The sequence below is a fragment of the Pantoea sp. X-Soil-ISGK-259 genome (assembly GCF_059730705.1).
Genome location: NZ_AP035986.1, coordinates 882,690 through 907,673, shown reverse-complemented (window position 1 = coordinate 907,673; position 24,984 = coordinate 882,690). Strand labels below are relative to the sequence as shown.

The following is a 24,984-nucleotide window of genomic DNA, read 5'->3' as shown; positions in this document are numbered from 1 at the left end:
CGCCCCAACCGCCGCCGGGAGGCGGGAAAATACATCCACTTAATGCAGTCACTAATCCCACAACAGCCACCAGCTTAATGATTCGTACCCTATCTACCTCAGAGTGAAAAAATCGGGCGGAGTGTATGAAGCCGCTGGCATGGCGACAAGTGAGATTCCTCTGCTTCAGGCGGCTATTCATCTTTGCTGACCAGACTTAACGTTTTACCGCCAGTATGTCGTCGTATTCTCAACATCCCGGTGAGTTTGTTAACAGGACTATTTGTGTAAATCGGGAGGGTGAACACTTTACAGACTGACGAATTTTGCGCATTGTGAGCGCATTACATTTACAGGATAAAATCATGACTCTCTCTCTGGCTACTTTCAGTGACATCCTCTCCCGGCGCGACTGGGAGAACCCGGTCGTGACCTCGCTGCATCGTCTGGATGCCCATCCGCCATTCGCCAGCTGGCGCGATGAAGCGGCGGCGCGCGATGATCATCCTTCGGCGTCACGGCAATGTCTCAACGGAGAGTGGGGATTTAGTTACTTTGCTCAGCCTGAAGCGGTGCCTGCCAGCTGGTTATTGCAGGATCTGCCGGATGCCAGCACGATTCCGGTCCCGGCTAACTGGCAGATGCACGGCTTCGATGCGCCCATTTACACCAACGTACAATATCCGATTCCCGTTAATCCTCCGCTGGTTCCCGCCGGGAATCCCACCGGATGTTACTCGCTCACATTCACGACTGACACAGCCTGGCTCGATTCGGGACAGACACGCATCATTTTTGACGGCGTAAATTCGGCTTTTCACCTGTGGTGCAATGGGCGCTGGATTGGCTACTCTCAGGACAGCCGCCTGCCCGCCGAATTTGACCTGAGTCCTCATCTGCGACCGGGTAAAAACCGGCTGGCGGTGATGGTGCTGCGCTGGAGCGACGGCAGCTATCTGGAAGATCAGGATATGTGGCGGATGAGCGGCATTTTCCGCGATGTCACATTACTGCATAAACCGCAGGTGCATCTGGCCGACGTTCAGCTGGAAACCCGGCTCAGCCCGGAGTTTACCCGTGCCGAGCTACGCGCCCAGGTCCGCGTCGCCTTACCGCCGGACGCCACCTCGCGCTATCAGCTGCGCCTGACGCTGTGGCAGGGTAAACAGCAGGTTGCGCAGTGTCAGCAGCCGCTGGGCAGCGCGATCATTGACGAACGGGGTCACTATCCTGAACGCGCCCTGATCAGCCTGCCGGTTGAACAGCCCGCGCTGTGGAGCGCCGAAACGCCCCACCTCTATCGTGCGACGCTGGCGCTGCTGGATGGCGATCAGCAGCTGGTCGAAGTGGAAGCTTACGATGTTGGCTTCCGTCAGGTCACCATCGACAACGGCCTGCTCTGCCTGAACGGCAAACCGCTGCTGATCCGGGGCACCAACCGTCACGAGCACCATCCGGAGCACGGTCAGGTAGTGGATGAGGCGACGATGCGCCGCGACATCGAGCTGATGAAGCAGCACAATTTCAATGCGGTCCGCTGTTCGCACTACCCTAATCATCCGCTCTGGTACCGGTTGTGTGACCAGTACGGGCTTTATGTCGTGGATGAGGCCAATATCGAAACCCACGGCATGCAGCCGATGAACCGGCTCTCCGATGATCCCCGCTGGTTCGCGGCCTACAGCGAACGTGTCACGCGCATGGTGCAGCGCGATCGTAATCACTGCAGCATTATCATCTGGTCGCTGGGCAACGAGTCAGGACATGGCGCCACCCATGACGCGCTCTACCGCTGGGTGAAAAGCAGCGATCCAACCCGTCCGGTGCAGTATGAAGGCGGCGGTGCAGATACCGCCGCAACCGATATTATCTGCCCGATGTATGCCAGGGTTGATGAAGATCAGCCGTTCCCGGCAGTGCCGAAATGGTCGCTTAAGAAGTGGATCGGTCTGCCGGGCGAAACGCGTCCGTTGATCCTGTGTGAATACGCGCATGCCATGGGCAACAGTTTCGGCGGTTTTGCGAAGTACTGGGAGGCCTTCCGTCAGTTCCCGCGACTGCAGGGCGGCTTCGTCTGGGACTGGGTGGATCAAAGCCTGACCCGCCATGATGAACAGGGCAACTCCTGGCAGGCTTACGGCGGTGATTTTGGCGATAAGCCTAACGATCGTCAGTTCTGTATGAACGGGCTGGTGTTTGCCGATCGCACGCCACATCCAGCGCTTTATGAAGCGCAGCGCGCCCAGCAGTTTTATCAGTTTACCGTTGATCCCCGCGATCCGCTGAGCGTTACGATCAGCAGCGACTATCTGTTCCGCCACAGTGATAATGAAGTGCTGCGCTGGTCCATTGAGCAGGAAGGAGAGGTGGTGACAGAAGGCGAAATAGTGCTGGATATCACCGCGCAGAGTCAGCAGCGGATCACGCTGCCTACACCGCCCGCGTTATACGGCGAATGCTGGCTGAACGTCGCGATTCATCAGATCAACGCCACACCCTGGAGCGTTGCTGGCTGGCGCGTCGCCTGGCACCAGTGGGCGCTGCCCTCGGCGCTGGCGATGCCATTACAGCCAGAGGCTGCCGAAGCACCTGTGCTGCACAATGATGCCAGTGACATTGTTGTCACTCATCAGCAGCAACGCTGGCATTTTTCACGCCACAGCGGCGAACTGACGCAGTGGTTTGTCAATGAGGAGCCGACGCTGCTCTCCCCTCTTCAGGACTGCTTTATCCGCGCGCCGCTGGACAATGACATCGGCACCAGCGAAGCGGAACGGGTTGATCCTGATGCCTGGGTTGAACGCTGGAAAACGGCGGGTTATGACCAGATGAGCAGCAGTCTGGTATCGATCACGGCGAATACGTTGTCGCAGGCAGTGCAGATTGAGACGCTGCATGGCTGGCTCGCCAACGGTGAGCTCGCGTTCATCAGCCGTAAACGTTATGTGATCAACGCGCAGGGTGAGTTACAGCTGCAGCTGTCGGTTGAGCAGTCGCGCGGATTGCCACCGCCCGCACGCATCGGCTTGCGCTGTGAGCTGGCACACATCCCGCAGCAGGTTAGCTGGCTGGGCCTGGGTCCGCATGAAAACTATCCCGACCGCCAGCTGGCCGCGCAGTTTTCCCGCTGGCAGCTGCCGCTGGATCAGCTATCAACGCCCTACGTTTTCCCCAGCGAGAATGGTCAGCGTGGCGGTACGCGTCAGCTCGACAGCGGCAGCTGGCAGGTCAGCGGCGACTTCGCTTTCTCGCTGAGCCGCTTCAGTCTGGAGCAGCTACGGGAGACTTCACACCGCCACCTGCTGCATCCTGAAACGGGCTGCTGGCTGCATCTGGATGCGTTTCACATGGGCGTTGGCGGCGATGACTCCTGGAGCCCCAGCGTCAGTCCTGAGTTTTTACTGACTCAGCAGCGCTGGCAGGCTGAGCTGACGATTTCTCAGCCAGGGGCAGCTCGGTCTTCGGACGCCGGTAAAAACGCTTCAGAAACAGCACATTAATCAGCACCACCACGGCGGTGGCAAAAAAGACCCAGCGGAAACCTGCCACCGCCGACACCGCAGCCCCCAGTAGCGGGCCTGCGACATTGCCGAGATACATAAACGACTGGTTATAGCCGAAGATTCGTCCGGTGATGTTGTCGCGCGAATGACATACCAGAAGCGTCTGCACCGCAGGCATCATTGCGCCATCGGCGAAGCCCAGCAGAAACCGCAATATCCCCAGCTGTGTCGTGCTGGTCACAAACGACATCGCAACAAACAGCAGCAGCGAGATAACCATTGTCGCCAGCAGGATACGCTGCGTGCCGATGCGATCGCCGAGTCGCCCCAGCCGGGGTGCCGCCAGCAGCGCTGAGACGCCTGGCAGCGCGGCAATCACGCCACTCAGAAAAGCGATATTCTCCGCAGTCGGTGCCAGTTCACGCACAAACAACGTCAGAATCGGGTTCACCGACCCGTTGCACATCTGAATCACCATGGTGGTAAAAAAGAGGCAGAGCATCAGCTTTGGGTTATCCAGCGAGCGGAAAACCTCGCGTCCGCTGAGCTTATCTTTTTTACTGACCGGGATATAACCGGTCTCTTTAATCAGGAACAGCGTCACCAGAAAGCTGACCATCAACAGCACCGCAGTGACAATAAACACCGTACGCAAACCGACCCAGTCGGCCAGCAGCCCGCCCAGCATTGGCCCCAGAATCACCCCGCCAATCTGACCGGTTGAGACACAGCTCAGCGCCCAGCCGCTTCGTTCACGCGGAACCTGAGCCGCCACCAGCGCCATGGCGTTGGGGATATATCCGGAGGTTAGCCCCATCAGGGCACGCAGCAGCAGCAACTGCCAGGCCTCCGTGACAAAAGCCTGCAGCAGGATCACCACGCCCATGCCAAAAGCCGCACGCAGCAGCATCAGTTTACGACCTTTGCGATCGGCCAGGCTGCCCCATAGCGGCGCCACCGCCGCCGAGACCACAAAGGTGATACTGAAGGTAAGACCCGACCAGAGGCTCAGTGATTCGCCACCGGTTACGCCTAGCTGTTCAAGGTAGAGCGGCAGAAACGGGATAATCTGACTAATCGCCAGTCCGGTAAAAAAGCAGCCAAACCAGACCGAGATCAGGTTTATCTTCCAGGGTTCAATAGTGCGTGGCATGAGCAGACGATATAAAGAGAGGGTAGGCTCAGTCTAACGCGCGCATTCTCAGCGTGACCGACAAAACATGGCACAGAGAGTGAAAGAACGGATTCTGCTTTGATTCGGCTCAATTACCGGCACAAATTTCACCGACGCAGGAATTCAGAGTGCGAAGCGCGCGGATGACAGACGGCACTGAAATGCGCTTCTTAAACGCCCCCTCATCAATATGGAAAAATATGTCATTCTGTTACTGACAACCCCGCTCCCCGCTTCTATGTTTAAAAAACCGCCAGCCGTGGCGGTGTGGCGATCATTCTTATCGGTGCGACGTCCTCCGCAAAAAACGGTGCAGACCATCCGGCTACGCTGAGGCAAACCAGCTTATTTCATACAGATACGTCCTTACTCAGCAGTAAGGGGCAGTGGCGTGTTTCAGCGGAGGTGGGGAAATGAGAGTACAACCAAATAGCGCCAGCCGTGCAATCAGTGACTATTTTAAAAGCCCGGCCTGGCGGACACCGCCAGAGTCCGATCTGCTGGCGGTGATCCTGCGTGAAATAATGGAAGCGGGCGAGCCCGCCACCAGTAAAGTGCTGATTGCGCGGGTGATCGATAAACTGGAAGTAGAGGGCGACGAGATGCAGTTGCAACGTTATCGCACCTTGCTGGCTCAGTTGATCGACACGCAGCCGGAGCCGTAAATCAACCCGGCGTCTACTTCACCCAGCGTAACTTATCCGCTTCGCTGACGCTGGCACGTCCGCTGCTGCGCTGAAACAGGCAGAGCTCCCGTCCCCGCTTATTTTTCATGTGCTGCTGCGGGTAGCGTCCCTCCAGCAACAGTGCACTGTAACCTGTGTTGTCGTCATATTCGATCGGTTCGCCCAGCACCCTGACTTTGCTCAGGTGGCTGGCGTTGACGCACGCCTGAACCATCACCTCGCGGCTCTTTTTCCAGGCGTCTTCACTGGACGCATGCGCCAGTGTGCTGCTGAGTAACAACGTGGGCAGAAATGCCACTATGCGTTTCATCTTCTTCTTCGCTCCTGTTCCGGTCCGCGGACGCTAAAAAAATTCCCGCCGGGGCGGGAATAAACAAGACGAGCACTATCTATTGTGTGACGAGGAAGTTTCTCAAACGCGCAGCTATCCTCGCCTGCCGTTATGACAAGCCTATGACATTCTGGCCATTAGCCACAATAAACTGAGCTGATATTGCCATTTTTATCGGCCAGGAAATTAAGCCGGTTGAGATTAAAGTCCATGGTGACGGCTGAATTATAGGGGATCGGACGCACCTGCTGTTCGAAGTGCTGACCCTGCAGTGCGGTCAACGGTTTGCCGATATAGTGTTGAAACTGTGAGGCGCCGCAGCGGTCAGCGTCGGGATCCTGCGCCACACGGGCAGTGTCGGGTTGAGAGGCAGATTGACAGGCGGTTAATGCGAACAGACCGACTACCAGCAGCCCTTTTCCATAAAATCTCACGTTTATTCTCCTGTTGGACGTGTAACACCTTGCCCAAGAGTAGCAAAACGCGCCGGCAGACCTGAACCCTTAAAAGGTAAAGTTGTTACAGCAGGATTAAGCCAACTGCTGGGCAGGCGTCCTTTTGAGATTAATCGCATTTTCAGCCAAAAAAAGCCCCCGTGAATCTCTACACTTTCTTAAGAATTTTCTTACCCAGCCCCGTGGAGGTCATAATGGAACTGATTATTTTTGTTGTCTGCGCAATGCTAATGACCGCCCTGGCGGTCAAAGTGCGTTAAGCCATCTCAGGCTGATTTTGCGCCGTTCTTTCCAGCAGCGTTCTGAATGCAGCCAGTGGCATTGGCCGGCCAAGGAAGTAACCTTGCCCTTCTTCGCATGAGAGCTGTTTTAGCTGGTTTAACTGCGCTTCTGTCTCAATGCCTTCTGCTGTGATCGTCAGGGCAAAGGCGCGAGCCAGCGCAATGATCCCCGCGACCACCGACTGTGCCTGCTGCGACTCGGGGAAATCTTTCATCCAGGAGCGATCGATCTTCAGGCCATTAAACGGGAAGGTTTTCAGGTAGCCCAGCGCGGCATAGCCGGTGCCGAAATCATCAACAGTCAACCGGACACCCAGCGAACGTAACCCCTGCATGATTTCCAGCGCATGCTGTGGGTGTTCAAAGGTAACGTTCTCAGTAATTTCGAGCTCCAGCCGGGTTGCCGGCAGGCCACTTTTCTCGAGCGCATTCGCGACCCGTTGCACCAGGTCGCTGGTGCGAAACTCCATTGGCGATATATTGACTGAAACATAGCGTTCGCCGCCCCACCCCAGTGCATCCTCACAGGCGCGCATCAGCACCCAGTCGCTGATGGTGGCGATCAGACCGCTCTCTTCCGCCAGTGGAATGAAGTGGTCGGGCGTTATCCATTGATCCGGGGCAATCTGCCAGCGAATCAGGGCCTCAGCGCCCGCCAGCTGCCCCGTCAGCAGTTGATAGCGTGGCTGATAGTGCAGGCGAAACTCATTGTTCTTCAGCGCTTTCTCAATCCGCCGCGCCATTTCACGTTTATCTTCCCGCTGACTGGTCATCTCATTGGCATACCAGACCCACTGATTGCGTCCCGCGTCACGCGCTTCATTCAGCGCAATATCTGCCATTTCCAGCAGCGCTTCCGGGTGGCTGGCATCCTGAGGAGCGCAGGCAATCCCCATGCTGATGGTAAGATAGTGGACATGCTGGCCGGTGCTGATCGGTTGCTGAACCTCATGCACCAGCTGAGCACAACGCTGATCGACCCGCTCACGGTTCGCTTCACGTAATACCAGCACAAACTCATCGCCACTCAGCCGCGCCACCAGCTCCTGCGGACCAATACAGCGCTTCAGTCGCTGTGCTATCTGGCTCAGCACCTCGTCGCCTGCTGCATGACCCCAGGTTTCGTTAATCGGCCGGAACTGATCAAGATCGAGTGTGACCAGCGTCAGCGGCGCGGAGCCATCCGTTATTGCAAGGTGTAGCGTCAGAAACTCCAGCAGCTGCATGCGGTTCGACAGGCCGGTTAAGACGTCGTGACGCGACAGGAACTGAATGCGCGCCTCAGCTTCCATACCCTGAGTGATATCCGATACCGTACCGCGAAACCCGATGCGTTTCGCGTCGTGCCAGATGGTTTTTGCCACCAGCTGGCCGATGCGACGATTGCCGTGCGCAGACATGAACTGACAGCGCAGCGGCATCTGCTGTCCGTCCTCCTCCTGACGTCGCAGCCAGGCAACCAGCGAATGGCTGGGATGCGTCAGCAGATGATCGATGTGACGCCCCAGCCAGTGCGTAATGTCATGGCCGGTAACGGTATGAAAGCGCGCTGACAGATAGATTAGCCGGCCCTCTGCATCCGTCTCCCAGATCCAGTCTGACGCCGCCTCAGCGAGATCGCGAAACCGCGCTTCGCTGTTGGCAAGCTCCTGCTGACTGATCGCCAGCATAGCGAAACGCCGATCAGAGATAATTGCATTTGAGAGCGCATGGCGACTGACGCGACGGGTAATTATGGCGATGATGATCGCCATCAACATCAGCAGTGGCAGCAAAAACCAGATCAGGCCCATGCCAGGCATCTTTGAGGTCCAGCGCAGCACAATCGGGTCGCCCATCGGCAACGTTAACATCATCCGGGGTTCACGCAGGGCATCCTCCTCACTGGCTGGCGCGCGCAGTTCGCGTACATCCAGCGATGTTCCCAGCGCCTTTAATTTTTCAGGCGTAAACAGACTCACAAATATCATGATGGACGGAGGCCCCGCCACTGGCGTCACCGCCCTCACTTTGCCACTGGTGATAGGGGCAGCAACCACGATGGCGGGCAGATGATTGATCAGCACATCACGATGCATCGCTTTGTTGTTAAGCTGACGTGCCGCCGCAATAAATGCAGAGGTCTCTTTGCCCAGCCAGGCCTCCAGCGGCGTATCCACCAGTTTGCCGTTAATGACTGAATAACGGGTGTGGCCTTTACCATCGACCACGAAAACACCCTCGTAGTGATACTCCTCATACAGGCCTGGACCAAAGTTCTCTTCGTCAAACGCCCAGACTTTGTCCACACTGACATGGAGATTTTGCCAGGCTTCGCCCCAGAACGCATAATCCCGGATATCCGTTACCATCGCCTCCTGACGACTTTTCCACGCCTGCTGCATCAGCAGCCGGTCATGCTCAACCGATACGCTGTTTTGCCGCTGCGCAATCGTCAGCACCATCAGCATCGAGAGCGCCAGCACGCCAAACAGCAGCAGCGAAAGGACACGCAGGCTGCGCCGCGTAAAGCGGACAGTGCGATCTTCAGCAACATGTCTGAATGGCAACGCGGGTGGCGCCGGAGGATTAAAAGTCATTAAGAGTGCCCACTACACAACCAGGGGTTGAGATGAAAGGCCGGCAATACCACACAGGGTGCTGACCCGATTAGTTTCCTCAGTTATCGGCTCGGGCGCTCGGGTGTTTAGTCTGCGGTAAACATTTTGCGCTTAAATATTGTGTTACAGGCTGACTCGACAGCGATCGGGGGCATTGCTACTATGCGCTTACCTTCGCTGGCTGAGTCGCCTATGAACATCAATTCCGACAGAGTGACCCTGACGCTGTTCTACGTCGGCAGCTTTGTGGTCTATTACCTGGTTACCATGCTGATCACCCTGTTCCCTAATTACGGCGTGCTGCGTAATGACGGCCTGCTGGTGCCCGTGCTCTGTCTGTTTGAATTTGCTGTGATCTACCCGCTTTATCGCTTCTACTGCCAGCGCCGTACCGATTTACCGCTGGGTGAACTTTATACCCTGCAAACCCTGCTCTTTACCGGCGCGTTGTTTGTCCTGATGGCAGCACAGATGCAATTTATGCAGCCGGAAGGCTGGCTGGTGATGCAGGCGCAGCAGGGACGTAATTCGCTGCTTATCCTGCTGTTGACCGCCGTGTTGCTGGCGCCGGTTTTTGAAGAGGTGCTGTTCCGCGGTTTTCTGTTACAGGGTTTTCTGCTGTGGGCGCCGCGCAGCCGCTTCGCCTGTATGCTGCTCACCTCGCTGCTGTTTGCGGTAATGCATACGCAGTATGTGCACTGGCAGACGCTTATCGCCCTGACGCTGTTTTCACTGCTGCTCTGCTATGCCCGGCTGCGGAGCAACAGTCTGGCGCTGCCCATCTTCCTCCACACCCTGAATAACCTGATTGCGCTGCTGCCCGCCTGGTATTTCGCGGGTTAATGCAGGCATCAATCCTCTTCTTACACGCTGACAGACGCCGGCATGACCCTGCGGACGGACCATAGCTCACACTGACAATGCCGCACCGTCACGTTTGTCTATACTGGATGTTAAAAAGGGATAAAAAGCACCGCAGTCCGTACCACCAGACCGTGCAAAGGAGAGGAACTATGTTGATAGGATTTGTGTTGTTAGTGAGCGCGTGCGGCTACGATGCCTGCGAAGCGCTGCCGGTCTCGGAGCGCATCTATCCGACAAAGGTCGACTGCGAAACGATGGCGAACCGCATTCATAAAGTCAGGCCGAATGTGGTCCTGCTTTGCGGAGAGGTCCATCGCTAATTCAGGACCAGGTTCAATAAAGCGGCGCTGTAACATTGCAAGCTGGCGCTTTAGCGTACAAAATATAAGCTGTTGTTAACCATTACCGTAGTGAATCCCATGAAAACATCACGCCCCCGTCGTCCTGGTGGACGCTGGGTATACTATCTTTTGTATGATGGCATTCTGTGGCCCTGCCCCGTCCGATGGGAGTGGGAGAGCAGCTATGGCGGCTGGTTGCCATTTTACTACACGCCAACCTTTGAATTTGTGGTGGGCGATCCCCGCAAAGCGTATCGCATTGCGCGCAGTGACGTGCGGGCTAAACAACGGCGTGAAGATGCCTTTGTCTGAATAACACGATTATCCCGGCAGACATGAGGCTGTGAGCCGGCAGAGCTCCCCTTCCAGCGCAATCATCACCATCAAAACGTTGCACGGCGTGTGACGCCCGGTCCCCTTCATCGACTCATGCCCAGATCATGGCGGCCCAGCGAATCAACAGCAGACCACCGCAAATGCATAAAAGAACCAGCACCATCTTCCAGTACTTTTTGGCCGCCCGGTATCTTGTCACCTCGGTTTCCTCTCATCAGAAAGCGAAGATGCGCCAGAAGGCGCATCAGTTTCGGTCAGTAACAGGACCGAGGGGATAGCATAACGTCCGGGCCACCAAAAGGCGACCCGTCGCCGGCATCAGTTGTTCAGGGTGTAATCCAGCGTAATTTCCGCATTCAGAACCTGAGAAACCGGGCAGCCTGCTTTGGCTTTATTGATAATCTCGTCGAAAGTTGACGCATCAATGCCTGGCAGAGAGATGGTGCTGGTCAGCGCCACTTTGGTGATGGCAAAGCCGTCGCCTTTTTTGTCCAGCGACACGTCGGCCGTGGTATCAATGCTTTCCGGCGGATGACCCGCGTTACCCAGCATCAGCGACAGCGCCATAGAGAAACAGGCTGCATGCGCTGCACCAATCAGTTCTTCCGGGTTGGTGCCTTTACCGCCTTCAAAACGGGTATTAAAGCCATAAGGTTGCTGGCTCAGCACGCCGCTCTCGGTGCTGACGGTGCCTTTACCTTTGATATCGCCTTCCCAGTGCGCCGAACCTTTCTTGTGAATGGTCATGTCATTCCTCCTGTTGGTAAAGAAGCTAAGTATAGACAATACATTCATTTTCGCAGGCTAATTCACCGCACGCGGACGTGGCGTTGTGCTTGCTGGGGCCAGCAACGCCTCCGCCTGGACCAGTGAATCGCGGGTGATTTCACTAATGGATTTTGCGCCGGTCAGTGTCATGGCAACGCGCATCTCCTTCTCAATCAGGTTCAGCAGGTTTTCAACACCGCGCTGACCGTGGGTCGCCAGCGCATAAATAAAGGCCCTTCCCAGCAGCACGCTGTCTGCGCCCAGCGCGATCATTCTCACCACATCCAGCCCGTTACGAATGCCACTGTCCGCCAGAATCGTGATGTCACCTTTGACGGCATCGGCAATCGCGGGCAGCGCCCGCGCCGAAGAGAGCACACCATCCAGCTGACGTCCGCCATGATTCGAGACCACGATGCCGTCTGCGCCAAAGCGCACCGCATCCCGCGCATCTTCCGGATCGAGAATACCTTTGATCACCATCGGTCCGTCCCAGAACTCGCGGATCCACTCCAGATCTTTCCAGCTGATCGAGGGATCAAAGTTGTTCGCCAGCCAGCCGATATAATCTTCCAGCCCGGTCGGCTTACCCAGATAGGCGGAGATATTCCCCAGATCGTGTGGACGCCCCTGCAGGCCCACATCCAGTGCCCATTGTGGATGAGTAACCGCCTGCCAGTATCGACGCAGCGCCGCATGATTACCGCTCATCCCGGAGTGCGCATCGCGATAGCGTGCACCCGGCGTCGGCATATCCACGGTAAACACCAGCGTTGAGCAACCGGCGGCTTTGGCGCGTTCCAGCGCATTGCGCATAAACCCGCGATCACGCAGCACATAGAGCTGGAACCACATTGGGCGGTTGATCTGCGGGGCCACCTCTTCAATCGGGCAAACCGAGACCGTCGACAGCGTAAACGGAATGCCTTTCAGAGCGCCGGCGCGCGCGGCCTGTACTTCGCCCCGACGGGCATACATGCCGCACAGACCGACCGGTGCGAGCGCAACCGGCATCGACAATGTTTCATTAAATAATGTTGTCTCAAGGCTCAGTTCCGACATGTTCTTCAGGATGCGCTGACGCAACGCCACGTCAGACAGGTCCTCCACGTTACGTCGCAGGGTGTGCTCGGCGTAGGCACCGCCATCAAGATAGTGAAACAGGAACGGCGGCAGGATACGTTGCGCGGCGGCGCGATAGTCACTGGCAGCTGAGATAATCATCAGTCAGATTCCTTAGGGTTGCGTATGTCGTTATCCGGTAAACGGGTGATGCGCGCCTGACGCGCTTCATCTTCATGCAGGCTTTTCATGGTGGTGTGCACAAAACCCAGATGGTGCATCGCCGACTGACGGGCCGCTTCGGCGTCGCCCGCAAGGATTGCATCAAGCAGCGCCTGATGCTGTTCCGTCAGGCGGCCGAAAATCGCAGGCTGGGTGTACATGCGCTGACGGGTCTGCATCACCGATGACTGCAGCAGCTCAAAAAAACCACGCATGGTCTGCAGCAGCACCACATTGTGCGACGCCTCGGCAATCGCCAGGTGGAAGCGCACATCCGCCTGCGCGGCGAGATCGGGATCGTCACTCTCCTTGAGTTTCAGGGTGGCGTCGAAAGCGAACTGCAGTTTCTCTTTGTCGCTGTCGGTGGCGCGCAGTGCGGCATGCCAGGCGGTGCTGGCCTCGATGGCATGGCGCGCCTCCAGAATGTCGTAACGGTAGTCGGGATCGTCGCGCAGTAACTGACGAATCGGCTCGACGATGCGTTGCTCCGACCAGGGTGCCAGCTGCTGACGGAGCCAGGTGCCGCCCCCACGTCGGCTGATCAGCATTCCGCTGCTGATCAACTGCTGTATCGCTTCCCGCAGCGAGGAGCGGGAGACGCCAAGCTCCGCAGAGAGCTGACGTTCGGCGGGCAGTCGCATACCCGGTTCAAGCTGATGTTCGGTGATATACGCCCGGAGGCGCATCACCAGCGGATCGACATGGCTGTTCATGGGATCATCCACGGGAAGACATAGGCCTGAAGTGTGGTAATCACACCGACCATACAGGTGAAAATCAGGCTGTGTTTAACGGTAAACCGGAACAGGTCGGACTCTTTCCCCACCAGCCCGACCGCTGCACAGGCGATGGCGATCGACTGCGGCGAGATCATCTTACCGGTCACGCCGCCGGTGGTATTCGCCGCCACCAGCAAAATATCGGAGACGCCAATCTGCTGGGCAGTGGTGGCCTGTAACGCGGCAAACAGTGCATTCGATGAGGTATCTGATCCGGTCAGGAAGACACCCAGCCAGCCGAGGAACGGCGAGAAGAAGGTAAATGCGTGGCCGGTGTGTGCCAGCGCCAGTGCCAGCGTCGCAGAGAGGCCGGAATAGTTGGAGATAAACGCAAACGCCAGCACCATTCCGATGGAGTAGATTGGCAACGCCAGCTCTTTCAGCGTTTCACCAAAGGTCTGCAACGCCGCCTTTGGTTTCATGCGCAGGAACAGCATAGCGATGATGGCTGCGATTAAAATGGCGGTACCCGTGGCGGAAACCAGATCCAGTTTATAGATTGCCGGATAAGGCGTCGCACTGCTGACGACCGGTGGCATCCGCGCCACCAGCTCATTCAGCATCGGAACCGGCACAGCCAGCACCCAGTCATAGAGCGCACCGCCTTTGGCAAACAGCGCTTTAAACGGCGGAAGGCTCCAGAGCGTGACGGTGGCAGTAAGAAACAGGAACGGCATCCAGGCACGGATCACCTGGCCCAGCCGATACTTCTGCGGAGGCAGCAGCGGATCGCCCTGCTTCGCCTCTGCATCGGCAAACCGAAAGATACGCACCGGTTTCCAGACCCGCAGGAATAGCGTCAGCGAAACCAGCGAGGCGAGTGACGAGATAATATCGGGCAGTTCAGGCCCCAGGAAGTTGGAGCTGAGGAACTGGGCAATGGCAAAGGATCCGCCCGCGACAACCACCGCTGGCCAGGTCTCTTTCACGCCTCGCCAGCCATCCATGATCGCCATGATCCAGAACAGCACAATCAGGGTCAGCAGCGGCAGCTGGCGTCCAGCCATCTGACCGATGGCAAAACTGTCCAGCCCGGTCACCTGGCCCGCCACGATAATCGGAATGCCCATCGCACCAAAGGCGACCGGCGCGGTGTTTACAATCAGGCAGAGGCCGGCGGCGTAGAGTGGATTAAAGCCGAGTCCCACCAGCAGCGCGGCAGTAATCGCCACTGGCGCACCAAAGCCTGCAGCACCCTCCAGGAAAGCCCCGAATGAGAAGCCGACAATCAGCATCTGCAGACGCTGATCGGGCGTAATCGAGAGGATAGAGGCGCGGATAATATCGAACTGACCGGTTTTGACTGAGATCTTGTAGACAAATACCGCCGCGACAATAATCCAGGCAATCGGCCACAATCCATAGAGAAAGCCATAACCCACGGCAGCCAGCGCCTGTGCAACCGGCATCTGATAGAGAAACAACGCCACCAACAGCGCCAGCACCACTGTAGTGGTAGCCGCCAGATAGCCTTTCATCTTCAGCTTAATCAGCGCAAAGAAGAAAAAGAGAATCGGGATCAGAGCAACAAGGCTTGAGAGCCAGATATTACCCAGCGGATCGTAGTTTTGTTGCCAGATCTGCATGCCAGTATCTCCAGAGGAAGAGGTGACGAAGCATGTAGCCGCAGCGCTGCATGCCCTGCGCCCCGAATTGGTCAGACCAAAATGCTTTATCGGGGCTTGTGGCAAGAGATAGTTAATGTATTGTTAATCCGTGGCAATAGAAGTTGCGCGAATATTTCTGGAGTGTGAACCAGAGAAAATTATTGCTTTGATTGGTCCGACCAAAATCAGCTACTCACGCCGGGAAAGGCCCGCTGATAGCTGCGTGGATGGAAACGCAGAGTCAGGACGACCAGCAGCAGCGTAACCGCCGCCTGCAGAATCCAGATGCTGGCGAACTGGCCGGTGAACGCATGCAGCTGACCGGCGATAAACGGCATGCTGCCCGCAATAATAAAGCCGACGCCCTGCATAAAGGCCACCAGCCGTGCGCCAGTCTGGGGTTTATCAAGATGATCCAGCGCCAGCACCAGTGCCAGCGGAAACGCCCCGCCCAGTCCGACGCCCGCAATCCCCGCCCAGAGCCACGGCGCCCCTTGTGGCGCAAGCAGAAAGCCGAGCATGCCGCTGAGCTGCATCGCCAGCGTGAACAGCAACAGCGGACGACGATCGCGGCCCCGAGCCAGCAACGGCAACAGCAGCGCACCCGAGACCTGACAGGCGATCATCATACCAAGCAGTGAACCGCCCGCCTGTGTGCTCCAGCCGAGCTGATGATAAAAGTCAGGCAGCCAGGCAACACAGATGGCATATCCTCCGTTCACCAGTCCAAAGCTCAGCGCCAGCGTCCAGGCACGGGTTTTTCGCCACAGCGAAGGCATCTCTGCTGCCTCTGTCCGGGCTGTGGGCGGCGCGGTGGTGATAAACAGCCAGACCAGAATAGCCAGCACCACCGGCAGCGCCCAGCTACTCAGCGCGCCCTGCCAGCCAAAATGTGCGCTCAGCCACGGCGAGATAGCCGCGCCAATTCCGCCGCCACCCATCAGCGCGGCGGCCCAGAGTCCGGTCACGCCGGCGCTCCGGCTGCCAAAACGCTGACGGATCAATCCCGGCATCGCCATCTGTACAATGCCAATGCCTGCCCCACCCGGCACGGCAGTCAGCACCAGCCAGCGGCCATCAGTAACCAACAGCCGACTCACCAGCGCCAGCAACAGCAGCACCAGACCGCCGAGCAGCAGTCTGCGCACCGCAAAACGCTGCATCAGCGGGGCGCTGATTAACGCAATCGCGCCCATCATCATCATCGGCACCGCAGGTAGCAGCGATGCCGCCAGTGACGACAGACCAATGCTCTGCCGCAACTGGCCGAGTAACGGACTGACCGAAGTCATCAGTGGCCGCATATTGAGTCCTGCCAGCACCAGCGCCGCCAGCAGCAGATTGTTCTCTCTCTTCATCTGAGATCCAAGCAGTTAAAGGTTGCCAGCCTGGCAGCAGTCGCTACTATCTGGAAATGAAATATTACTCTGCCAGGTAGTGGAAAAATGAATCGTCAGCCCATGTTTACCCCGCAGCAGTTGCTTAGCTTTGTGGCGGTGTGCGAAACCTTCAGCTTTACCCGCGCCGCCGACAGAGTGCACCTGTCGCAATCCACTGTCAGCCAGCAGGTGCGGCGTCTTGAAGAGATGTTAGGAAAGGAACTGCTGGTTCGCACCTCGCATCAGGTGCAGATCACCGAAGAGGGCGAAAAACTTTTAGGCTACGCCCGCCGGATTATTGCTCTGAATGGCGAAGCGCACGATGTGCTGAGTGACCAGTGGCGCGACGGCGTGTTGCGCCTTGGCGTGCCGGAGGATTTCGCTGCACCCACTGCCGGCCTGCTGGCGCACTTCAGCCGCGACCATCCGCAGTTGCGGCTGGATGTGATGAGTGGCATGCAGGTGGAGTTGCGTCGCGCCTGGCAGCGTGAAGAGCTCGACATCATGCTGATCAAGCAGCCTTACGGCGAGCGTCCGATGGCGTCGCGTCCCGAACCCCTGCTGTGGCTCGACAGCGCGGAGTGGCCCTGCTTTGAACAGACGCCGGTGCCGCTGGTGCTGTTTCCCCAGCAGGGGCTCTATCGTGACGAGGTGTGCCAGACGCTGGATGCGCTGGGTCGAAGCTGGCGCATTAGCTACAGCAGCGCCAGCCTGGTCGCGCTGGCCGCCGCCAGTGCGCAGGGACTGGGACTCACGTTACTGCCCGCCAGCTGCCGCCTGCCGCAACATCGGGTGCTGGGTCCTGAGCAGGGACTGCCGTTGATTGATACCTTTGAACTGGCACTGTTCTGCCGCCAGCCGCAGGATCCGTTGCAGCGCGAACTGGCAGAGTCACTGGCGGCCTTTGGCCAGCTGCGCTGGCAGTGAGATATCGAATAGTCGTCAGTGGAAAATAACGCAGCAGGGTGAAGCGTCGTTTGTCAGATTAATGTCTTGTTCACTTTGCAGGAGCCTCTGATGCCTATTTCCTCTTCACCGAGCCGCCGCGATTTCCTTGGACAAGGTGTTCGCTGGACCGCCGCAGGCGGCTTACTGGCCGCCGGTCTCGGGCAGGCCAGTGCCGCCACGTCCTCACCTTCACCCGCTATCAATCCCGACCAGCCCGCCGCCCTGCCACAGCAGGATCATTACCTGCTGCGCAATGTGAGGCTGGAAGAAGGGTTTATTCGCGAGGATGACGAAATCGTCGCGACCCGGACCGGACGTTATGACATCAGCGTACGCGACGGTAAAATTGACCAGCTGGTGCCCGCAGGCCAGGGCGACAGCACGCTGCCGTCCTGGGACGCACAGGATGCCCTGCTGCTGCCCGCCACGCAGGATATGCACATTCACCTGGATAAAACCTTCTACGGCGGCCCGTGGCAGGCTCCGCGTCCCCGTCAGGGCAAAACCATCATGGATATGATTGCGCGCGAACAAGTCCTGATTCCGCAACTGCTGCCGCACTCCGAGGCTCGCGCTGAAGCCTTGATCGCTCTGTTGCACGCCAAAGGCACCACTCGCGCCCGCAGCCACTGCAACATCGATCCGGTCAGCGGCCTTAGGAGCCTGGAACATCTGCAGGCAGCATTAGCCCGGCACCCCGATTTTCCCTGCGAGATCGTTGCTTTCCCGCAGCACGGCCTGCTGCACTCCAGGGTTGACGGGCTGATGCGCGAAGCAATGCAGCACGGCGTAGAGTATGTCGGCGGGCTGGATCCCACCAATGTTGATGGTGAGATGGAGAGGTCATTGGATGCGATGTTCCAGATTGCGCTCGACTACCAGCGCGGCGTGGATATTCATCTGCATGAAACCTCCCCTGCTGGCGTGGCGGCGATTCAGTACATGATTGACACCGTGGCGAAGAATCCGGTGCTAAAAGGCAAAGTGACGCTGAGCCACGGTTTCGCGCTGGCGACCCTGACCGGCAGTGCGCTGGACAGGATGATCGAAGGGCTGGCGGAGCAGCAGTTCAGCGTCGCCTCAACGCTGCCGATCGGCAAGCTCACCATGCCAGTTCCACAGCTACAGAAAGCGGGTGTGAAAGTGATGACCGGCACAGACAGCGTCATCGATCACTGGTCACCCTTTGGCACGGGCAGCATGCTGGAAAAAGCGAATCTTTACGCACAACTCTATCGCGGCTCGGATGAATTCTCGCTGTCGCGGGCGCTGGCGATTGCCACAGGCGACCGGCTGCCACTCTCTGCTCAGGGTCAACGCCAGTGGCCCGTGACGGGCGATGACGCGAGTATGATGCTGGTGGCGGCGAGCTGTTCCGCCGAAGCCGTAGCCCGAATTTCGCCGGTGGTCGCGACCTTCTCGCGCGGTAAACCGGTCTTTGCACTGGCCTCAGCCTGACACAGCAAAACCGCATTGGGTTAACAGACGACCAACTGACGTGAAGTGATGGGAGCCTGCGCCTGAAGCAAAGCATAGCAGGCCACCACCCGTTTCACTGAGCCAGACTCAATCGGCCGCGAGCCAGCCCTCCCCCAAAAACAACAGAGCCTCCACAAGGGAGGCTCTGCATTTACCTGAGCGAAGTGCGGGTTACGCGCTTTTGGCCCATTGATTATTCGACATTAGTTCCATTGCCAGCGCGTATAAGCGACGATCTTCCTGATCACAGGGCTCATCTTCCGCATAACACGCAATCATCGAAGCGATCTTATCAGCCGATAAGCCCTCTCCATGAATATGCAGTGTCAGTACGGCGCGGCCTACTATTTTAAGCACATTTTCATGTGGTCCCTGGATGCGTTTACTCAATGCAAATACCCTCTACCGGTCGTTGTACCAGGAATATGGCGCGCTAAATATAAAGCAATTAGCTCAGGATTTTTATCGGCATGGAGAGCGATATTTTTTAATGATTAATTCTATTACTGGAGTGATTATTAAGGAATCATCTGATTAACAATGAAATAAATATTTAAAAACGAAGGCTTATATAGCAATGCATGGTCCTGGTAAATTATCACTTTGAAATGAAAAGCTTTACATTTAGCGAATCGATTAAAAAAAACCGTCTTTTCCAGGCAAACTTCAGTCTATTCCTAAGCGTGCCGGCAGAGATAGTTTCATACCGTTAACCATCGAGGTTCCCGTTGCTGTCAGGCGTGCTTTCTGCCAGACTTGCCCCGCAATAATGCCCTACACTTTCAGCCTCAGAGGCCGCGCCCGTGACCGCTTTTTCTACCCTCAATTCGCTTCCCGACAGCCAGCTCGATAACCTGCGCGAGATGGGCTACACCAGCATGACGCCCGTGCAGGCTGCTACGCTGCCCGCCATACTACAGGGACGCGACGTGCGTGCGCAGGCGAAAACCGGCAGCGGTAAAACGGCTGCCTTTGGTATTGGATTACTGCACCATATTGACAGCACCCGCTTTCAGACTCAGGCACTCATCCTGTGTCCAACCCGGGAACTGGCCGATCAGGTGGGCAACGTGCTGCGCCAGCTGGCCCGCTTCACCCGAAACATCAAAGTCCTCACCTTGTGTGGCGGACAACCGATGAGTGCACAGCGTGACTCGCTGGTGCATCCACCGCATATCGTGGTCGGCACGCCGGGTCGTATCCTCGACCACATCAACCGCGAAAACCTCAAACTGGACCAGCTCAACACGCTGGTACTGGATGAGGCAGATCGGATGCTGGAGATGGGTTTCCTCAATGATATGGAAACTATCATTGAGGCGACGCCCGCCTCGCGCCAGACGCTGCTCTTTTCCGCTACGTGGCCCGACGGCATCACCGCCATCAGTACCCGCTTCCAGCGTGATGCGCTGAGCGTGGTAACTGAAGAAGTCAGCGAACTGCCTTCAATTGACCAGCAGTTCTTTGAAGCCAGCCACAATGAAAAACTGGGTCTGCTCATCGCACTGCTTAGCGACCGTCAGCCCTCATCCTGTGTGGTCTTCTGCAACACCAAACGTGAATGTGACGATGTCGCTGCGGCGCTTAACGCGCGTGATATCAGCGCCCTGCCATTGCATGGTGACCTGGAACAGCGCGATCGCGAACGTGTGCTGATCCGTTTTGCTAACGGCAGTGGACGCGTACTGGTTGCCACCGATGTCGCCGCGCGCGGACTGGATATCAAATCACTGGCGATGGTGGTCAACTACCAGCTCGCCTGGGATCCTGAAATCCACCTGCACCGCATCGGTCGTACCGCACGTGCAGGCGAACATGGCGTTGCCGTCAGCCTGGTTGCTGCCGATGAAATGGCGCGCGCACATGCACTGGAGGATTTCCTGCAGCAAAAACTGCCGTGGGTTTCTGCCAGCACGCTGAAAAAAGGCAGCAGCAAGCCTCTGCCTGCCGCCATGATGACATTGTGTATTGATGGTGGTCGTAAAGGCAAGATGCGTCCGGGAGACATTCTGGGTGCGCTGACCGGTGAAGCGGGTTATCGCGCCGATCAGATTGGTAAAATCGTTCTGACCCCAACCCATGCCTACGTGGCGATTGAAGCGAACCACGCTAAAGCGGCACTGGTGAAACTCAAGCAGGGCAAAATCAAAGGCAAAACCTGCCGGGCGATTCTGCTGAAGGACTGAATAAAATCGGGCGAGGTTATTACCTCGCCCGATTTCTTATGGCTCTTCGATTTGTGTCACATGCAGCGTGGTTTTATCCCCTTTGCCCTGTACCTTACCACTGACACGTACTTTGTCTTCCGCGGAGTAGGTTTTACCATCAAAGGTCTTCTTCGGTGCGATAATCGGTAACGTACCGGTGTTGTCGCGGAACTGATAGCGCTCGCCCTGCTCTTTCTTCACGATGTAACCTTCCAGCGTCACATACCCGCCCTGACGGAAGTCGCGGATCTGATCAATATGTGTCTGACCGGTATCTTCTGAGCCTTTATAGCCCGCATCCTGCTTGTGCTGCGGCGGTGGCGCATCACCCGCTTTGTATCCGCCCTCTTCAGCCGACACACCCGCGCTCATCATCACCAGCAACGACGCTAAAATCACTTTTTTCATTTCACACTCCTTTATTGGAAAGGTGTCCATGTTGAACCTTCAGGGTTAAGCCTGGCACAATAATTGGCGTCCGTTTTATTTCACCTTTCTCTTCTCACCTTTTTCCGTTTGCTGCCGATAACCTGTTCACACCCTATTTCACCAGCTGCGTTAATGCAGAGGCAACCATGGATAATTTTCAGAAAGAGATCGATGAGAGAGCGAACCTCGCATTATCGAACAAGTTTGAGCTGCTGCTGTTTCGCTTAGGTTCTGATCAGCTGAAAGGCAAGTCTGAGCTGTTTGGCATTAACGTCTTCAAGCTGCGTGAAATTGTACCAATGCAGACCATCACCAAAGCCGCGGGAATGAGTTCGCCGCTGCTGGGTATGGCCAGTATTCGCGGTCAGTTCATTCCGGTCATCGACCTGCCTGCTGTGGCAGGTTGCGTACCCGAAACGGGCCTTAACCTGCTGCTGGTCACCGAGTATGCCCGTAACACCCAGGCATTTGCCGTGGAATCCGTGGATAACATCGTGCGTCTCGACTGGAGCCAGGTCCATACCGCTGAAGCCGGTATCGGCGGTCGCAACATTACCAGCATCGCCTGCCTGGACACCGATAAGCAGGGCAGCGAGCTGGCGATGGTGCTGGACGTTGAGCAAATCCTGTATGACATCATCCCGTCGTCACGCGGCGTCGAGCCTGAAGCGGCCAAACCGCGTGCCTTCAACTATCGCCCGGGTGCGGTTGCAATTGTGGCAGAAGATTCCAAAGTCGCGCGTCAGCTGCTGGAGCAGGGACTGAAGAGCATGGGCATTCCGGCGCTGATGTTTAACACCGGCCTTGATGCCTGGGAAAAAATTAAGCAGCTAAGCCAGGAAGTGCAGGCTTCAGGCGAGTCGATTCACGACAAAATTGCCCTGGTACTGACCGATCTGGAGATGCCCGAGATGGATGGCTTTACGCTGACCCGCAACATCAAGCGTGACCCGATTCTGAAAACGCTGCCGGTCGTGATCCACTCCTCACTCTCTGGAAGCGCCAACGAAGACCACGTGCGTAAAGTGGGAGCCGACGGCTATGTGGCAAAGTTTGAGCTGAATGAACTTTCAGACGTGATTTTCAACGTTCTCGATACCGCCCGTTAAGTGAACACGGGCCGCAAAGAATGCCCGGCACACTTTTACTTTTTTGATCAGCGGAATCGCTGACCTGACCAGGAAACGACTATGCACATTGAAACTTTACCTGTTACGCCCGCACCTGCGACGCCTTCTCCTCAAAAGGTATTGCGTGGCCGTTTACGTCAGTTGGCCTGGATTAGCGCCGTCAGTTTAAGCGTCGCGTTCTGGGTAGGCCTCTACTTTTTAGTTTTCTGAATCCATTCATGTTTGTCTGGATCGGGCTGTCAGCACCACTGCTGACAGCCCTTTTTTTGCCTGAATTCCGCCTCCGCTCGTTTGTTAACCCTTTCTGATGCTTTTCACTGATTATTTATTCACGCTGCATGATTACTTAAAAATTATTAAAGATACAACTCCGCACTCCGATAACTGTATGCGCGAGATCACATTTTGCCTGCGGCTGTGACCACAGACTTCAGCACGGCTTTGCGTACAACAGCAGGGAATCTGAGTGTTGCTAATAAATTGATTAATACAATAACGGGGAAAAGAACATGTTCAGCATCAGGAATATGAAGGTCGGAATGCGGCTTGCAGCAGCCTTCGGCATTATTGTGACGTTACTGATAGTGATTGGTGTGACATCTATTACCAGAATTAACAATATCAATACGGCAATCTCGTCGATCGTTGATGATCGCTATGTGAAAGTACGACTGGCATTTGATGTGCGCGATGGCGTCAACGATCAGATCAAATACCTGCGCGGCATGGTGATCGACACGACACATCCGGAAAATAATGTGAAACGTTATGGTCAGCTGGATGAAGCCACGCAACGTACCAACCGCGCCATGAAAAGGATTGAAGACATTCAGGTCACGCCAATCGGTAAGAAAAAGATCGCCGGTCTGCTGGCCTCTTCTCAGGCATTTGAAAAGGTCAAAGCCGAATTAATTACCCTGGTAAAAGCGGGCAACTTTGATGCAGCAAGCATCTATGTGTTGAAATCAATGACGGCTACCCAGAATAAATTCCTGCAGGATGCCGTGGATTTTGCCAACTCTCAGGATGCACAGCTGCGGACTGAAGGTCAGGGTATTGTGGAAAATGGCCAGTCTGCTATCTCCATCACGCTGATTTTCTCCGCACTGGCCATTCTTGCTTCTATCATGCTGGGCTACTTCCTGACCCGTTCAATCGTGCGTCCACTGGTTGCAGCTGTTGATGTCGCTGAACGTGTGGCGGCCGGCGATCTGAGTACCCAGATGCAGGTGACCTCACGCGATGAAACAGGTGTTCTGATGCAGGCATTGCAGCGGATGAACGATAACCTGCTGTCAATTGTGACGGAAGTGCGTACCGGCTCCGACACTATCGCGGTTGCATCAACGCAGATTTCCAGCGGCAACCTTGATCTCTCAACCCGAACTGAGCAGCAGGCCAGCTCCCTGGAAGAGACCGCCTCTGCGATGGAGCAGATGACGTCGACGGTGAAACACAATGCCGACAACGCGCGTGAAGCTAATCACCTGGTTTCCACCACCTCAAGCGTGGCACGTGAAGGTGGCGTGGTCATGGAGCAGGTCATCGAGAAGATGGAAGCCATCGCCCTCTCCTCACGCAAAATTGTCGATATTATCAGCGTTATCGACTCGATTGCCTTTCAGACCAATATCCTGTCCCTTAACGCCGCCGTAGAAGCCGCGCGCGCGGGTGAACAGGGTCGTGGCTTTGCCGTCGTGGCGAGTGAAGTGCGTAATCTGGCACAGCGCTCAGCTTCCGCAGCCAAAGAGATTAAGGTGCTGATTGAAGATTCTGTCGCTAAAGTCGATGAAGGCAGCAAACTGGTGACGCATGCAGGTTCAACCATCGGTGAAGTGGTGAACAGCGTGCAGAGCGTGGCAAACATTATGAGCGAAATCACGATCGCCAGCAGCGAACAGAGCAGCGGCATCCATGAAATCAATCAGGCAATTACTCAGATGGAAGCGGTAACGCAGCAGAATGCCGCGCTGGTACAGGAAGCATCAGCCGCCTCTCAGGCACTGCAGGATCAAGCCGAGCGCATGGCACAGGCGATGAGCGTGTTCAATACCGGCAAGCTTTCTCTGCAACCCGTACTGCGTTAATCCTTCTTAACGGCCCGCCCCGGCGGGTCTTTTTTTACGCGATGATGGAGAGCGGATAGATTTCAGGCGGTTAACACTGTTCCGAGACAAAGAAAGCTGACGCCACCCGACGCGTGCAGGAAGGGTTTAAGGGTTAAGGGTTAAGGGTTGAGGGTTGAGGGTTGAGGGTTGAGGGTTGAGGGTTGAGGGTTGAGGGTTGAGGGTTGAGGGTTGAGGGTTGAGGGTTGAGGTTTGAGGTTTGAGGTTTGAGGTTTGAGGTTTGAGGACAGGAATAGCGGACACAAAAAAGGCCGCCAGAGGCGACCTTTTATTACTATAAATGCAACAACGCTATAAA

General features: G+C 56.4%; 22 protein-coding genes. 10 read left to right on the top strand and 12 right to left on the bottom strand.

The genetic code is table 11. The features are described 5' to 3' along the window. Positions 1-344: 344 nt before the first annotated feature. A complete protein-coding gene (locus AC6I77_RS04075) occupies positions 345-3,479 on the top strand; it encodes a beta-galactosidase (protein ID WP_187512794.1) in 3,135 nt (1,044 codons plus the stop codon). Here the strand turns inward: AC6I77_RS04075 and AC6I77_RS04070 are convergent. Next, positions 3,364-4,635 (bottom strand): multidrug efflux MFS transporter, encoded by a 1,272-nt coding sequence (locus AC6I77_RS04070; protein WP_008924859.1) that lies wholly within the window; start codon positions 4,633-4,635, stop codon positions 3,364-3,366. The two genes, AC6I77_RS04075 and AC6I77_RS04070, sit on opposite strands and share 116 nt — an antisense overlap. A gap of 434 nt (positions 4,636-5,069) precedes the next feature. On the opposite strand from AC6I77_RS04070, the gene AC6I77_RS04065 reads away from it, so the two are divergent. Continuing rightward, positions 5,070-5,321 carry a biofilm development regulator YmgB/AriR family protein gene (locus AC6I77_RS04065; protein ID WP_003850078.1) on the top strand — a complete coding sequence of 84 codons (252 nt, stop codon included), beginning with the start codon at positions 5,070-5,072 and terminating at the stop codon, positions 5,319-5,321. Positions 5,322-5,334: 13 nt separating this feature from the next. On the opposite strand, the gene AC6I77_RS04060 is transcribed toward AC6I77_RS04065, so the two are convergent. The 3 genes from AC6I77_RS04060 to AC6I77_RS04050 form a co-directional block, all read right to left on the bottom strand. Further along, a complete protein-coding gene (locus tag AC6I77_RS04060) occupies positions 5,335-5,652 on the bottom strand; it encodes a hypothetical protein (RefSeq protein WP_003850079.1) in 318 nt (105 codons plus the stop codon). 158 nt (positions 5,653-5,810) lie between these two features. Next, the gene (locus AC6I77_RS04055; protein ID WP_003850080.1) at positions 5,811-6,107 is read right to left on the bottom strand and encodes an I78 family peptidase inhibitor; all 297 of its coding nucleotides are present in this window, start codon (positions 6,105-6,107) and stop codon (positions 5,811-5,813) included. 277 nt (positions 6,108-6,384) lie between these two features. Then, positions 6,385-8,988, bottom strand: coding sequence for a bifunctional diguanylate cyclase/phosphodiesterase (locus AC6I77_RS04050; RefSeq protein ID WP_140916026.1), 2,604 nt, complete (start codon positions 8,986-8,988; stop codon positions 6,385-6,387). 213 nt (positions 8,989-9,201) lie between these two features. Between AC6I77_RS04050 and AC6I77_RS04045 the strand changes: the two genes are divergently transcribed. From AC6I77_RS04045 to AC6I77_RS04035, 3 genes are all read left to right on the top strand, one after another. After that, positions 9,202-9,852: a CPBP family intramembrane glutamic endopeptidase gene (locus AC6I77_RS04045; protein WP_003850082.1), complete on the top strand. Its 651-nt coding sequence runs from the start codon at positions 9,202-9,204 to the stop codon at positions 9,850-9,852. Between the two features lie 170 nt (positions 9,853-10,022). Further along, on the top strand, positions 10,023-10,193 hold the full coding sequence (locus tag AC6I77_RS04040) for a hypothetical protein (RefSeq protein ID WP_003850083.1): 171 nt from the start codon (positions 10,023-10,025) through the stop codon (positions 10,191-10,193). A gap of 99 nt (positions 10,194-10,292) precedes the next feature. Continuing rightward, positions 10,293-10,526, top strand: coding sequence for a hypothetical protein (locus AC6I77_RS04035; RefSeq protein WP_008924857.1), 234 nt, complete (start codon positions 10,293-10,295; stop codon positions 10,524-10,526). 115 nt (positions 10,527-10,641) lie between these two features. On the opposite strand, the gene yniD is transcribed toward AC6I77_RS04035, so the two are convergent. From yniD to AC6I77_RS04005, 6 genes are all read right to left on the bottom strand, one after another. Next, a complete protein-coding gene (yniD, locus tag AC6I77_RS04030; protein ID WP_085980552.1) occupies positions 10,642-10,749 on the bottom strand; it encodes a small membrane protein YniD in 108 nt (35 codons plus the stop codon). 119 nt (positions 10,750-10,868) lie between these two features. Beyond that, a complete protein-coding gene (locus AC6I77_RS04025; RefSeq protein ID WP_003850085.1) occupies positions 10,869-11,297 on the bottom strand; it encodes an OsmC family protein in 429 nt (142 codons plus the stop codon). A gap of 57 nt (positions 11,298-11,354) precedes the next feature. Next, on the bottom strand, positions 11,355-12,542 hold the full coding sequence (lldD, locus tag AC6I77_RS04020) for an FMN-dependent L-lactate dehydrogenase LldD (protein ID WP_497816728.1): 1,188 nt from the start codon (positions 12,540-12,542) through the stop codon (positions 11,355-11,357). Beyond that, positions 12,542-13,315: a transcriptional regulator LldR gene (lldR, locus tag AC6I77_RS04015; protein WP_003850087.1), complete on the bottom strand. Its 774-nt coding sequence runs from the start codon at positions 13,313-13,315 to the stop codon at positions 12,542-12,544. The genes lldD and lldR overlap by 1 nt, the downstream gene beginning before the upstream one ends. Beyond that, positions 13,312-14,967 carry an L-lactate permease gene (lldP, locus tag AC6I77_RS04010; protein ID WP_140033656.1) on the bottom strand — a complete coding sequence of 552 codons (1,656 nt, stop codon included), beginning with the start codon at positions 14,965-14,967 and terminating at the stop codon, positions 13,312-13,314. Before lldP ends, lldR begins: the two co-directional genes overlap by 4 nt. A gap of 206 nt (positions 14,968-15,173) precedes the next feature. Next, on the bottom strand, positions 15,174-16,346 hold the full coding sequence (locus AC6I77_RS04005; RefSeq protein ID WP_008924855.1) for a cyanate transporter: 1,173 nt from the start codon (positions 16,344-16,346) through the stop codon (positions 15,174-15,176). A gap of 87 nt (positions 16,347-16,433) precedes the next feature. Here AC6I77_RS04005 and AC6I77_RS04000 point away from each other — a divergent pair, with 87 nt between their 5' ends. Then, complete coding sequence (locus tag AC6I77_RS04000; RefSeq protein WP_003850092.1) at positions 16,434-17,294, top strand: LysR family transcriptional regulator; 861 nt, start codon at positions 16,434-16,436, stop codon at positions 17,292-17,294. Between the two features lie 90 nt (positions 17,295-17,384). Continuing rightward, positions 17,385-18,773, top strand: a complete 1,389-nt coding sequence (locus tag AC6I77_RS03995; RefSeq protein WP_105099453.1) for an amidohydrolase family protein — start codon at positions 17,385-17,387, stop codon at positions 18,771-18,773. Between the two features lie 192 nt (positions 18,774-18,965). Here AC6I77_RS03995 and AC6I77_RS03990 read toward each other — a convergent pair whose 3' ends face one another. Further along, positions 18,966-19,184, bottom strand: coding sequence for a hypothetical protein (locus AC6I77_RS03990; protein WP_008924853.1), 219 nt, complete (start codon positions 19,182-19,184; stop codon positions 18,966-18,968). Between the two features lie 413 nt (positions 19,185-19,597). Between AC6I77_RS03990 and dbpA the strand changes: the two genes are divergently transcribed. Beyond that, a complete protein-coding gene (gene dbpA, locus AC6I77_RS03985) occupies positions 19,598-20,980 on the top strand; it encodes an ATP-dependent RNA helicase DbpA (protein ID WP_154925790.1) in 1,383 nt (460 codons plus the stop codon). Between the two features lie 36 nt (positions 20,981-21,016). Here the strand turns inward: dbpA and AC6I77_RS03980 are convergent, their stop codons facing one another. Then, positions 21,017-21,409, bottom strand: coding sequence for a YgiW/YdeI family stress tolerance OB fold protein (locus AC6I77_RS03980; RefSeq protein WP_003850101.1), 393 nt, complete (start codon positions 21,407-21,409; stop codon positions 21,017-21,019). Positions 21,410-21,576: 167 nt separating this feature from the next. Here AC6I77_RS03980 and AC6I77_RS03975 point away from each other — a divergent pair, with 167 nt between their 5' ends. Next, complete coding sequence (locus AC6I77_RS03975; RefSeq protein ID WP_003850102.1) at positions 21,577-22,539, top strand: chemotaxis protein; 963 nt, start codon at positions 21,577-21,579, stop codon at positions 22,537-22,539. Positions 22,540-23,069: 530 nt separating this feature from the next. After that, entirely contained in the window at positions 23,070-24,647 is a 1,578-nt protein-coding gene (locus AC6I77_RS03970) for a methyl-accepting chemotaxis protein (RefSeq protein ID WP_033761898.1), read from the top strand. The last annotated feature ends 337 nt before the right edge of the window (positions 24,648-24,984 follow it).